Raw genomic sequence first — 12,919 nt, 5'->3', positions numbered from 1 at the left:
CCAAGAAAAACAACTGTTCTAAGTAATAAAAATTAATCATTATATTGTATCAGTAAATCAATTAAAGTGGCTGTAAAAGCCTTAGTAATTAACTACCAAAACTGTCAAGCTATTTTAGGAAGGGTCAACCAAAACTGTCAAGCTATTTTAGGAAGGGTCATTACCCCGGCCTGATGCGGCCTGCCGCAAAGCTTATATTGCCAACTGCAAAGCTTATGTTGCTTACTGCAAACCTTATGTTGCCTACTGCAAAGCTTATGTTGCCTACTGCAAACCTTATGTTGCCTACTGCAAAGCTTATGTTGCTTACTGCAAACCTTATGTTGCCTACTGCAAAGCTTATGTTGCTTACTGCAAAGCTTATATTGCTTACTGCAAAGTTTATGTTGCCTACTGCAAAGCTTATGTTGCTTACTGCAAAGTTTATGTTGCTTACTGCAAGGTTTATGTTGCTTACTGCAAAGTTTATGTTGCTTACTGCAAGGTTTATGTTGCTTACTGCAAGGTTTATGTTGCTTACTGCAAGGAGAAAGAAGCCCCTATCCGCCTAACGACCCCTTTCCAAAGGAGAAAGTATTAAGAAAACAATCCATAGCTGCGCTCTGGATGATATCAAAGGAACGAAATGAATAACGATTCTTGGATATAGATTGCTTCAGTAGATAAATAAGCTGTTGCAATGACGGTTTTTTTTAGGTCCTGAATCAAGTTCAGGATGACGACCGTTTTAATCCACCGTTCATGCAAATGCGAGAAAAGGTTCAGTGCTGAACGAAGTTGGTGGGTGGAAGCGCAGGGATCCTTCGCTGCGCTCTGGCTCTAGATGACAATCCTGCTATATACACCCTGCTATCCGGCCTAGGAGATGATGGAAGGAGAAGCCGTTGAAATTTTTGCAACCACGTTCAAATCCCCCACAACCCAAGGTAGCGCGAACGGCTCCCTAAGATAAATCCTCGCTTAAAACAAAATCGAGCCCTTGCGCTACCGCTCATTAAATTTCGACCCGCTAATCCGACATCAGATCCAAGCCTTGATTTATTCATAATTTATTTATGTTTTTATAGGCATTCATGAGCTCGCTGAAAAGCTCGGTTTTGCTTCTTTTCATCAAGGAAAAGAAGAAAGCCTTTCGGCGGCTAGCCGAGGCAAGCCAGTGCAAAGGCAACGTGGTTTATCAGTTCTGAAAGTGCTTGGTGAGCCAACAACCATTGGATGAGTTTTTATTATTTAGGTCCTGAATCAAGTTCAGGATGACGACCGTTTTAACCCACCGTTCATGTAAATGCGAGAAAAGGTTCAGTGCTGAACGAAGTTGGTGGGTTGAAAAGCAGGGATCCTTCGCTGCGCTCTGGATGACAAATCCTGCTCGCTTAAATAATTTTCCCGCAGATTAAGAAGATTTCCGCAGAAGCGAAAGGTAAAAATCTGCGGTAATCATTTATATCTGCGGGACCAACCTTTGCATTATGCTGGAGGACGAATCTATTAGAAAATCGTCACTGCGAGTAGGTACGACGAAGCAATCTATTTTGAAGATTTTTCGATGGAGATTGGCTCAGCAGATGAAGCCCATACAATGACGGTTTTTTTTAGGTCCTGAATCAAGTTCAGGATGACGACCGTTTTAATCCACCGTTCATGCAAATGGTAGAAGTAGATCTGCAAAACATTTTAATATACAAGCCAGAGGCTAACAAAAAAAGAGGCGATATCATAATGATACCACCTCTTTTTGATAAATACTAACGCTTATTTAAAACGAATAAGTCAATCCGCCAAAAATATTTAATCCGTTTACTTGATAATACAAAAATCTATTGTATTTGCTGTTTAAGAGATTGTTCGCTTTTGCGAAAACAGAAAATTTATTATTAATTCTATAATCTGCACCTAAGCCTAAATCAACAAAACCTTTAACCGTTTCGATGCGTTCTATCCCGGTGTTAGGCACAAGATATTGTAATGGATTAACTGGCGCCTGCACATTTACCTTTGCTTTCACATCATCCTGAATCACAACTGCTGCATTAAAGCTTAACTTTTTGTTGTAAGTGTAGAGGAAGTTTGAGCTTACCTTTAATCCTGGTTTAAACCAGGAATAAGTTTCCTGAGCAGGTTTCCAATCATCAACATTTAATTTTCCGGTCCATTTCAATGCATCGCTTACCTGTACCGAAAGCTCACCTTCAATACCCGTTAATTTCGTTTTACCGAAATCGTAAATCACATCAAATTTATTCAGGTTATCAAAATTGTTGATGAATAAGGGCATATCATCAAACTGTTTTACGTAAACCCTCGCTTTGTAACCAAAACCTGGACCACCAGTTCCTTTAATACCAGCACTGAAACTTAGTTTTTCAACCGTGTTTTTGATCAGGATATTGCTGTTTAACCATGGGTTTTCATCAGTAAAACCCTTCAATGAGTTACGGTTTACGTCACCTTTAACTTCTCCAAAAACCTGTAGATAATCTGGAATTAAAGTGAAATCGGCAGTAACAGCAGGGAAAATCCTGGTGCTGCTAAATGCACCAAACTCCTGAACAAAATTTACGCCTGCAGTTACTTTTGCACCTTTAACCTGTAAACGGATGTACGGGTTTAAACGGAGTAAATTGTTGCCAACGCTAGTCAAAGCATCTTTAGTGTTTCCAAATTCAGTAGATGCCGCCAAACCTAAATTGAAAGAACTAATGCGTTTATTCAGATAACCATTTAAAGTTAAATAGTTTTCCTTCGCCTCAAATTTATCAGACCAGATATATCCATTAGCTTTAAGCGCGTAACTTAATGCATCAGGGTCTTCTGTAAAGTTTTTTACCAGTTCGCCTTCAAGCTCAACGAAAGTTAAGGCTTGCTTTTGTGGGTCTGTATTAAATGTTGGTCTGTCGGTATCAATTCCGTAAAAATTTGTTCCATGACGCTGAACATTAATGCGGCCACTTACCGTGTGCTGCTCCAAAATACTCCGGCCAAAAACACTTAATTGCTGGTCGCTACTATTTTGTTTATTTAATTTTCCTTCCTGGCTGAAGTGTCTGAAATATCCGCCAAGTTGTAAACCTTCGTCTTTTCCATTATTAAAATAAGCTTCACCTAAAAGAGTTGCCTGAGAACCAAATCCGCCTTTCACATAATTATTAATCAGGATACTTTCTTTTTCATCGGCCACTGCCTGTGCCTGTAGTTTTTGTATATCGCTATTTAACTCCAGCTTTTTATCAGTAATGCTGTAGTTAAGCTTTGCTTTGTAAATTTTAACGTCATCCAAATTCGGACTTCTTCTCAACTTCACCGCTTCAGCAAGAATGGGTTTGTATGGACGAACCACTTCGATTTCTTCGTTTACCACCGCTTTTTCCTCTGCCTTTTTTTCCTGCGCCTGAGCAGTCATTAAACCTGCAGCTAAAAAAAACAGTGAACTATATATATATTTAATCGACTTCATAATGCTACTTCTTCTGGTTTAGTTTTTCTAGTTTTTCTTTGGCTGTAGGGATGATGTCATCCTTGCCTTCATAATTATCAATGATACTTAACAGCGTACTTTTTGCTTGTAAGTTATCTTTCAACGCAACATAGTTATCAGATAAAAGGATAAACGCTTTCGCTACCCAATAATCATAAGATGCCATGTTGTTAACCAGGTCGAAACATGTTTTTGAAGATGTTTTGTAATCACCTTTATTATATTCTACCAATGCAAGATTGTATTTAGCTTCTGCTGCTGCAATCGTTTTGGTTTTTGCCACTACATTTTTAAATTCTTTTACTGCAGTAGTCGTATCTCCTTTTAATAAATAAGCTTTACCAGAGAATAAGCCAGAACTGTTTTTCTCTTCTTCCGAAGCTTTTTCTGATTCTTTAGTTAACTGTGCGTATTTAATCATGTCATCTGGCATGTTTAAAGCAGTATAAGCCTTTAACAAGTTGTTAATAGCAAAGCCGTAGTGAGATTTGTAATCTGTAGTGGTTTCTAATCTTTTTAAATAAACAATTGCTTCGTTGTATTTTTTCTGATTAAGGAACAGCTGTGAAATGCTCACTAAAGAACGTTCAGTATAATCACTTGTCCAGTCATTTAAGATAAATTCATAATCAACAATGGCTTCATCCGGACGATTCAACTTTACTAAAGATTCTGCCCTGATGAATTTGGCTTCTTTGGTATGAATGGCTTTCGGAAATTTATCGAAATAGGCATTAACAGCTTGGAAAGCGCCATTGGCATCGCCTTTTAAATAAAGATTATTTGCTGCTGCGAAAATAATGTTATCCTGCTCAGTGTTAGAATAATTTCCAAGCGGCGTGGTGTTTGCATAGGCGATAAATCCATTTGCATCTCCACGATCAATATAAATGTTTTTGATAGATTCCATGGCCTGCTTAGATTCATCAACCGCAGGATATTCTGTCACTACTTTTTTGAACGATTCTAAAGCGGCATCATCCTGGTCTTGGTTATATTGAACCAAACCGATCGTAACCAAAGCTTTCGGCACATAACTGCTTCGCGGATATTTTGCTACCAAAGCCACTAAATCTGATTTTGATTTATCAAAGTCGCCTTTGTTGAAATAGGTGTAAGCCGTTTCGAAACCGGCATCATCAGCATAATTCGAATTTGGAAACTGAGATAACAAGCTTTGCATGGTTGCAATTTTAGTATCATATTGTGTTTCCAATCCCTGGATCATACCTTTTTGGAAAGTAGCATAATCTTCAGAAGAAGTATGTCTGCTGATAATTTTATTATAGTTGCTCATCGCCTGGCCATAACTCTTATTTACAAAATAAGAATCGGCTAAACGGATTGTCGCATCATCAATCGTTTTCTGGTCTTTATCATCTCCAGCTAAAAACTTCTCAAAATAATTAGCCGCTTTGCTGTACTTTTCATCTTCGAAAGCAGCATAAGCTAAGGCATAATTTGCGAAATTGTAAACGCCGGTTTTATCGGCACCTGGAAGTTTCAAAAACTTTTCGAAGGTAGCAACTGCTTCACCGAATTTCCGTAATTCATACATTGATTCAGCTTTCCAGTAAGTATTTAAGGCATAAATCTCATTATCCTCTGGATATTTATCTGAACGTAAGAACATGGATAAAGCATTAGGGAATGCCCGCTCATTGTAAAACTCTAAACCACGGAAATAGGTTACTTTTTGATATGCTTCTTTAGCTTCTAAAGTTTTATCAGGAATAGGCTCTAAAATATCTACTGCTGCCTGATAATTTTTAGTGGTTAATAAAACTTCACCCAATAAGGTTTTAGCCTCATTAATTTTGCGTGATTTAGGGAAGGTTTTCAAAAATCCCTGAGTGGCTTCTAAAGCCTGTTGGTGAAAATCAAGTTCATAACTCAGTTTGGCATAACTCAACCAGGCTTCTTCCTGAATCCCTTTATCGAAATCTAAACGTGATGCCCTGAAGAACGCACTTTGCGCTTTTTGTTTGTTGCCCAATTGGATAAATGCTTTACCCAAAGTATGCATCCCGTTTTGGAGATATACATCATCCGTATTCAATTTCTCTAAAACCGCTACAGATTCTTTATATTTCTTGTTTTGCAACAGCGAATATCCATACTGATAAATAAACAGGTTGTTTTTGGTTTCACTTTTATCTTTTGCGTAAAACTCAGCAAAATATTTTTCAGCGTTTTTGAAGTCTGATTTTGCAAAATAAGAAGCAGCAACCAAACTCAACATTTCAGGCTCGAACTGTTGTTTGGTTTTCTGAATGGATTCAAGCGCATAGCTGATTACGTCATCATAGCGCTCATCTAAGTAATACATCGAAGTGATGTAGTAAGGGTAACTCGCCTCATAGGTAGGAGAGCCTTTCAACTTTTCGAAGTTTGCAAGTGCTGTTTTGTACTCCTTATTCAGGTAATTGATATAGGCAAAGTAATAAGTAGCACTTTCCTGGAAATCGCCTTCTTCTTTTTTAACCTGTTCAAATAAAGGTTCTGCTTTTTCGTAATCCTTAAGTTCAAAATAAGAGTAACCTTGTTTAAACTGATATTCGTTACGTTGTTTGGCAGAAAGGGTAGAAGGATCTGTTTTCTCGAACCACTCTAATGCTTTTTTATAATTCTTCTGACCAAAATAAGTCTTTCCAACATAAAAATAAGCCAGTTTGGTATTCGGATTTAATGGATAATCGCGAATGAAAGCCTGAAATAAACTCTCCGCATCGCTATTAGTTAACTCCAGCGCACAAACGGCTGCATAGAATTTCGCATTCTCTTTTAAAAGGGATAATTCGGCGTTACTCTCAGTTTGGGTAGAGGATTTGTATCGCAATTGCTCTACCAATTTAAACTGATGCGCCGCCGCAGTGTACTTCTCTTTGTCTAATAATTCTAAACCGGTCTGATAGTTTCTATTGAGGTTTTGCACCGCACTAACTTGCGCATACGTGCTAAAACTTCCTGCTAAAAGTAGCGGAATTAGTAAGTATTTTTTCTTCATTATTCTATATCTTTTTTCATTGGCAATACAAACATCATGGTACCAGTAGCAGTTGCTAAAAACACGATGTAAGCATTGATTTCAAATATGGTCGCTACGAAATTAGAAATTGTAACCGCGTTTATCAACATAAGTAATTAACATCTGTTAATAACACAATTAAACGTAGGGTTTTTTGGTTTGGTATCAGGATTAATACGAATGTGGAAAAAAGTTAGGTTCATCGGTGCAATAGTTCATTTGTCATTGGTACCGCCGCATCCGGTAGAGGTTCATTGGTTAATTTGTCATTGGTTCATTGGTCACACCATCAATCATTGCAGGGTGGCCTTTTCCCAATTAAGCCTGCTTGCTGATAGCAATTTTGTATAAATCACATAGAAGGGCTGATTGATAGTTATTACATCCTATAAACTGTTTGAAAGAAGTTCATTATTACCCTCGTTATAATGATCAATGGATTATGCTGGGCTCGGCAACACAAAGAAATGAACAATTATTAATGCACGATATTGGTTTATGAAATATGCACTACTGAACTATCGACTATTGAACTAATGACGATTATCAATGCTCCATGCTAATCTGTGCTCCCTGTACTAATAAACAAATGACTAATGAACTATTGAACTAACCTACCCCTGGCTTGCCAGTAAATAAAGCACTGCCATTCTCACCGCCACACCATTTTCTACTTGTTCCAGGATGATGGATTGTTTGCTATCGGCTACATCACTGGTAATCTCCACACCGCGATTGATAGGGCCTGGATGCATCACAATGATTTCCTTATCAAGGTTATCTAGGATTTGCTTGTTGAGGCCATACATCATGGCATATTCCCTGAGTGATGGGAAGTATTTAATATCCTGGCGCTCCAGTTGAATGCGAAGCATATTGGCTACGTCGCACCAGTTTAATGCTTTGATGAGGTTATGTTCTACTTTCACGCCCAGCTGATGGATGTGTTTCGGGATTAATGTTGTCGGACCGCAAACCATCACTTCAGCGCCCAACCGTTGCAGGCAAAGGATGTTTGAAATGGCAACTCTCGAGTGTAGGATATCGCCCACTATAACCACTTTCTTTCCGGCGACATCGCCTAATTTCTGGCGGATGGAAAATGCATCAAGCAAGGCTTGTGTAGGGTGCTCATGTGCTCCATCTCCCGCATTTACAATCTGCGCTTTAACATGTTTACTTAAAAACTGACCAGCACCTGCGTACGGGTGGCGCATCACCACCATATCAACTTTCATTGATAAAATGTTGTTCACCGTATCGATTAAGGTTTCACCTTTACTTACTGATGAAGAAGATGCGGCAAAATTAACTACATCGGCAGAAAGTCTCTTTTCAGCCAGTTCGAAAGAAAGTTTAGTTCTGGTAGAGTTTTCGAAGAAAATATTGGCAATAGTAATGTCGCGAAGTGAAGGAACCTTTTTAATCGGTCTGTTAATCACCTCTTTAAAATTATCTGCAGTTTCGAAGATTAATTCGATATCATTCCGGTTAATATCTTTAATGCCTAAAAGATGTCGGGTTGATAGTTTGTCTGCTGCCATTTTCTATATTATTGTTTATTATAATGTTATTACTTTCAGATAGAGATTCTATGCCTAAATACCCTCTGTAAGCGTTCATGCTTATTTTAGTAAGGGCGGTTCAGATAATAAAATCACTTTGTCTTCTGCTCCTTCACTTGCCCAGGTAACTTTAACCTGCTGCGAGTTTAAGCTATCTACCTTGTGGCCGATATAATCTGGCTCAATTGGTAAATGCCTGCTAAACCTGCGGTCGATTAATACCAATAGCTCTACTTTTGCTGGTCGGCCGTAGGCCAATAAAGCATCAAGTGCTGCACGGATGGTTCTGCCTGTCCAGAGCACATCATCAATCAGGATCACTTTTTTGCCTTCGATGATAAAATCGATAGAATTGCTGCTAGCCGTTACTAAACCATCTTTCCTACGGAAATCATCTCTAAAAAAAGTGATGTCGAGATTTCCTTTCAGGATTTTTTTATTCTTTAAGATGTTTTGAAGTTCCTGTTGGATCCGGTCTGCCAAAAAGATTCCTCTCGGCTGGATGCCAATTAAAACGGTATTCGCGAAATCGTCGTGGTTTTCAATTAACTGATGGCAAAGCCTCTTAATTGTTATTTGAATTTTTTGTCCGTCAAGAAGTGTTTTCTTTTGCATTGAAGAAGGATTGGGCAAATATAGAAAAATGTTTGAAGGTTGGAAAGTTGAATTTAAAATAGATCGTGATTAAACCCAGATATCATTTTCTGCAGTCAAAATTATGGGTTGATCGCCGGTAATCAAAATGGTATGTTCATGTTGGGCAACGAATCCGCCCTTATTGCCGACAAGTGTCCAACCATCTTTTTGGGTTTCAGCAATGCTCGATGCCGTAGAGATGAATGTTTCTACAGCTACAGTGGTGTTTTTTCTGAACCTGTCTGAATTGTATCGGTCGTAAAAATTGGCAATTTCGTGCGGCGCTTCATGTAAGCTTCTGCCAACACCATGGCCGGTTAAGTTTTTAATTACACGGAAACCTGATTTTCTGGCTTCAGTTTCTATTAAACGACCAATATCTGAAATTTTAACTCCACCTTTTATCTGATTAATTGCCTTTTTAAGAATGTTTTTGGAAGAATTAACCAACAGATGATGTTGATGTAAATCTTCACCTAACACAAAAGAACCACCATTGTCTGACCAAAAGCCATCTAATTCTGCAGATACATCAACGTTAATCAAATCACCTTCATGCAATATCTTTTTATCCGAAGGGATACCATGTGCAATTTCATTATTAACGCTGATGCAAGTCCAGCCGGGAAAGTTGTAGGTTAACCTGGGTGCCGATTTTGCACCGAGGTCATTCAGAATCTGGCCACCGAAATCGTCTAATTGCTTAGTATTGATTCCTGGCCTGGCAAAATTGCGCATCTCTTTTAAGGTGCAGGCAACCGCCTGACTCACCCTTTTCATTCCAACTAATTCTTCTTCGGTAGTGATTGACATTGCTTATTTTTTTGCTAAAGTAGAGTTTTAGATATTAAAGTGAAAAAATCAATAACTTTATACCAATGATTTCTTCAAATCCGGTAATTTTTTTTGATGGTGTGTGCAACCTTTGTAATGCATCGGTACAGTTCGCAATAGAACATGATCAAAAAGATCTTTTTAAGTTTACTGCTTTGCAGGGAGAATATGCCAAAAAAGTTTTGCCTCAATTTGGTATCGATTTGAATAAAATTAATTCGATTATCCTGGTTGAAAATGATCAACTCTATACCAAATCATCAGCTGCGCTGAAGATAGCAAAGCACTTAAACGGATTATGGCCAGTGCTTTATGTTTTTATGATCATTCCAAAATTTATACGCGATGCCGTTTATGATGTGATCGCTAAAAACCGCTACAGATGGTGGGAAAAGCAGGAAAGTTGCTGGGTGCCAACTCCTGCGTTGAAAAGTAAGTTTTTAGATTGATGATAGCCGATTAACAGCTCATTTTCATCAAAGAATAAATACCCAATAGGCGGTATTGGTTTCGCTCTGCGAGCGCGATAGTTTTGTTATAAAATTAAAGATTATGACAAGCAAACTTTCTAAAATCTCGCTCTTGGCCTTTTTAGTACTCAATTTATTCATCATTTCCTCTTGTAAAAAAATAGATGATGCACAAGCAGCTTTGGAAGAAGCATTTGAAGAAATGCTCGGCATCAGGGCATTAGCCGAAGAACTCGATAAAACTAATTCCAATTTTAATAACATCGAAGAAATTATTATTAATGGCAAAAGTGTTTCTACAACAGCTTTGCAAATGGAATTTTCTTCAAGTGTACCTTATTCATTTAAGAAAAAAAGATATACCTTAACTGGATCTGCATGGACGATTACCACCACAAATTATTCTGGCAATTTCCCTAAATCATCACTCACCAACAAAAGCATCGCCAATAATTTCAAGGTTACGGTTCAAAATAATACACCTCAGGTCTCTATCAATAATGTAACAGTCGGCAATCCGGTTAGTGGTGGGTCTACTGGAGGTTCAAGTGGAGGCACTGACCCAGGTACAGGCAGTTCTACCACCACTTTAGTAGATCAGGTTGTTTCAGGGAATGATTATGAGCTTAAAACCTTCTCATTCACTCTTCCGGCAGGAGTTAAAAGCATGACGGTTAAAACCACAGAAAGTACTGCTGCTTATCGCAATACGGCAGATTTGTTTGTTAGAAAAGGTTCTGCACCAGTAGTGGCAGGGCCTAAACCTCCTACTTACCAACCTGCTTATAAATGGACAGCCGATTGCAGTGGAATCTTAGAGAACCGTTCGGATGAAACCTGTGTTTTTAGTAATCCAGGCGCTGGAATATGGTATGTTTCGCTTTATGGTTATAATACTTATTTTAGTTCGCGGGTGCTTATCACTATTACAAAATAGAATTAATACATTTTTAGTGTCTTTTATCTTAAAACGAGGTGAAAGACACTATTTGCCTTCTGCATCTTTTTTCCTATTTCCAGGTCCCCACAACCAGATTGTTAAAATGGTAAACGGAATAAAAATACTGAGCCAGATAACAATGAAGATTCCACGCTGTTTAATAATATCGGCCTCATCAGTGAAAAATACATTGATAGTTTCCTTTAAAACGAACAGGGTAATCAGTGTAGAAATTATGGCAAAAACTTTTCTCATCATTTAAATTTGATGCAAAGATTGTATTAATTTTTAACAACAAATGTTATAAAATGAAAAAGTCTGCCTTATTGTTCCCAACTGACCTTAAGTTTTAAGTATTGGGTGCTATTCTGCTGTCTTAACTGGTACTAAATTTTGCAATTCATCTTCAGTAAAAAGGCGGCAATGTATTTTGAAGGTTTTTTGCAGAGGTGTTTCTAAAGAAAATCCGCCCACGCCGAAACCATCAAGAACATCTAACGTAAAGTGCGAAAATTTCCAGTATTTAAAAAGATCTCTGTAATAGTAGCTTCCTTTTTCGAAACACTGTGGTTGGGTGCCTTTACAACATCAACCCGCCTGATAAAACATAAGCTCGCCATGTTTTTCTTTGAGAACTGCGATTAACTCTTTGGTTATGAGTTGGGTTTTAGTGAAGCCAATTATTTTATCAGAACTTTCAAAAAAATTGCCGGAATAATACCTGGTGCCTATCAGTTGCAGGTTGCAAATCATTTAATCCATTAAATTTTTAATCTTTTCGTTTAGTTCTTTTAGTGGTTTAGAAAAGATGCTGTCGTTCATTTTTTTAGCTGCGTAAATAAATGGTATGCCTATCAACGAAACGAGTGTAATTTGAATAAAGAAATGCGGTAAGTTGAATACTTTTTCAAAAGTTTCGTGTATAGATAACCGATAAGCAAGCAATCCAATTGGGCCAGAGAGGGGCAAGAAGAGGTAGCCAAAAATGTTTTCGCTCTTTAAAATTTTTTTCATAGCATTTAGGTTGTCTGATAGAACCTGCTTTGTATCAGTGTTATATTCAATACCTGTTTTGATTTTATTAAATTCTTTCATGCAAAAGGCTCTTGAAACCTCATAAATAATGAAGACCGCGAGCAATAAAAACTTAAGGTCGCTTCTTACAAAAAATGCTGCTGCCAATATCGGTAAATTAATAATTCTAATCCACCTTAGTTTCCATTTCAGTTTAAATATCAAGTCTTGCAAAAGATGATGTGATTTTTCGTCAATAGTGATATTTGCAATATTTATATTATCTGCTTTTGAGTTGAACTCAAGACTTAAATTTTGCCATTCCTGTTCTAAATTCATTTTACTTGCTTGCCGGTTAAAAGTGTACTCAATTGTTGTTTAATTCGGTGTAGTTTAACGTTTGTGCTATTTCTCGAAATGCCTGTCATTTCGCTTATTTCTGTATTGGTAAATCCATCAAGGTGAAGCATAATTATACCTCGATCTATTTCGGATAATTGTTTAATGCAACGGTAAAGCCAATCGGCACGTTCAGAAAGTTCCGGAGGTTCGAAATAAGAGTTAAATTCATCATGATCCCTGATTTGGGTTAGCTTCTTCTGTTTGCTTAAAAATGAAAGTGAAACGTTTAAACTTATTTTGTAAAGCCAGGTAGAAAATTTAGCCTCACCTTTGAAACGCGGATAAGCACTCCAGCTTTGGTAAATAATTTCCTGGTACAAATCTTTACGATCTTCATCGTTGTCGGCATAAAGGTTTACCATTTTATAGATAATGCCTTTATGCTCCTCCAATTTTTCCAGATAAGATTTTTCAATCATTTTAGATTTTCCTTATCTGCTTTTTGATAAACGATTGTTTTTAAATTCTTTCTGGTACTGATAAATTACCCTAAATAAAGATATTACTGCTACTGTGAGTAGAAAATACTTAATATAGACGGGCGTAGCCTGAAGA

General features: G+C 37.6%; 12 protein-coding genes and 1 pseudogene. 3 read left to right on the top strand and 10 right to left on the bottom strand.

All coding sequences use genetic code 11. The annotated features are described in order from the left end of the window. The first annotated feature begins 215 nt into the window (after positions 1-215). Complete coding sequence (locus ACN1CD_RS13335) at positions 216-551, top strand: hypothetical protein (RefSeq protein WP_419130886.1); 336 nt, start codon at positions 216-218, stop codon at positions 549-551. A gap of 1,205 nt (positions 552-1,756) precedes the next feature. On the opposite strand, the gene ACN1CD_RS13330 is transcribed toward ACN1CD_RS13335, so the two are convergent. The 6 genes from ACN1CD_RS13330 to map form a co-directional block, all read right to left on the bottom strand. Beyond that, on the bottom strand, positions 1,757-3,454 hold the full coding sequence (locus tag ACN1CD_RS13330) for a hypothetical protein (protein WP_419130885.1): 1,698 nt from the start codon (positions 3,452-3,454) through the stop codon (positions 1,757-1,759). A 4-nt stretch (positions 3,455-3,458) separates the two neighbouring features. After that, the gene (locus ACN1CD_RS13325; RefSeq protein ID WP_419130884.1) at positions 3,459-6,482 is read right to left on the bottom strand and encodes a tetratricopeptide repeat protein; all 3,024 of its coding nucleotides are present in this window, start codon (positions 6,480-6,482) and stop codon (positions 3,459-3,461) included. Then, positions 6,482-6,613, bottom strand: a complete 132-nt coding sequence (locus ACN1CD_RS13320; RefSeq protein ID WP_419130883.1) for a hypothetical protein — start codon at positions 6,611-6,613, stop codon at positions 6,482-6,484. The genes ACN1CD_RS13325 and ACN1CD_RS13320 overlap by 1 nt, the downstream gene beginning before the upstream one ends. Positions 6,614-7,117: 504 nt before the next feature. Then, positions 7,118-8,047, bottom strand: a complete 930-nt coding sequence (locus ACN1CD_RS13315) for an aspartate carbamoyltransferase catalytic subunit (RefSeq protein ID WP_109932580.1) — start codon at positions 8,045-8,047, stop codon at positions 7,118-7,120. 81 nt (positions 8,048-8,128) lie between these two features. Continuing rightward, positions 8,129-8,683, bottom strand: a complete 555-nt coding sequence (gene pyrR, locus ACN1CD_RS13310) for a bifunctional pyr operon transcriptional regulator/uracil phosphoribosyltransferase PyrR (RefSeq protein WP_419130882.1) — start codon at positions 8,681-8,683, stop codon at positions 8,129-8,131. A gap of 69 nt (positions 8,684-8,752) precedes the next feature. Next, positions 8,753-9,517 (bottom strand): type I methionyl aminopeptidase, encoded by a 765-nt coding sequence (gene map / locus ACN1CD_RS13305; RefSeq protein WP_419130881.1) that lies wholly within the window; start codon positions 9,515-9,517, stop codon positions 8,753-8,755. A 65-nt stretch (positions 9,518-9,582) separates the two neighbouring features. Here map and ACN1CD_RS13300 point away from each other — a divergent pair, with 65 nt between their 5' ends. Next, complete coding sequence (locus ACN1CD_RS13300; RefSeq protein ID WP_419130880.1) at positions 9,583-9,987, top strand: thiol-disulfide oxidoreductase DCC family protein; 405 nt, start codon at positions 9,583-9,585, stop codon at positions 9,985-9,987. Between the two features lie 103 nt (positions 9,988-10,090). Next, positions 10,091-10,945 (top strand): pre-peptidase C-terminal domain-containing protein, encoded by an 855-nt coding sequence (locus ACN1CD_RS13295; protein WP_419130879.1) that lies wholly within the window; start codon positions 10,091-10,093, stop codon positions 10,943-10,945. Positions 10,946-10,993: 48 nt separating this feature from the next. Here ACN1CD_RS13295 and ACN1CD_RS13290 read toward each other — a convergent pair whose 3' ends face one another. From ACN1CD_RS13290 to ACN1CD_RS13275, 4 genes and pseudogenes are all read right to left on the bottom strand, one after another. Next, positions 10,994-11,206, bottom strand: coding sequence for a hypothetical protein (locus tag ACN1CD_RS13290; RefSeq protein WP_419130878.1), 213 nt, complete (start codon positions 11,204-11,206; stop codon positions 10,994-10,996). 105 nt (positions 11,207-11,311) lie between these two features. Then, a pseudogene (locus ACN1CD_RS13285) lies at positions 11,312-11,482 on the bottom strand (DUF779 domain-containing protein); the annotation flags it as partial. Positions 11,483-11,701: 219 nt separating this feature from the next. After that, complete coding sequence (locus ACN1CD_RS13280) at positions 11,702-12,301, bottom strand: hypothetical protein (protein WP_419130877.1); 600 nt, start codon at positions 12,299-12,301, stop codon at positions 11,702-11,704. Then, the gene (locus ACN1CD_RS13275) at positions 12,298-12,783 is read right to left on the bottom strand and encodes an RNA polymerase sigma factor (RefSeq protein WP_419130876.1); all 486 of its coding nucleotides are present in this window, start codon (positions 12,781-12,783) and stop codon (positions 12,298-12,300) included. The genes ACN1CD_RS13280 and ACN1CD_RS13275 overlap by 4 nt, the downstream gene beginning before the upstream one ends. Between the last annotated feature and the right edge of the window lie 136 nt (positions 12,784-12,919).

It is taken from the genome of Pedobacter sp. N23S346 (assembly GCF_048515415.1).
Lineage (GTDB): Bacteria > Bacteroidota > Bacteroidia > Sphingobacteriales > Sphingobacteriaceae > Pedobacter.
This window is presented reverse-complemented; position numbering and strand designations above follow the sequence as displayed.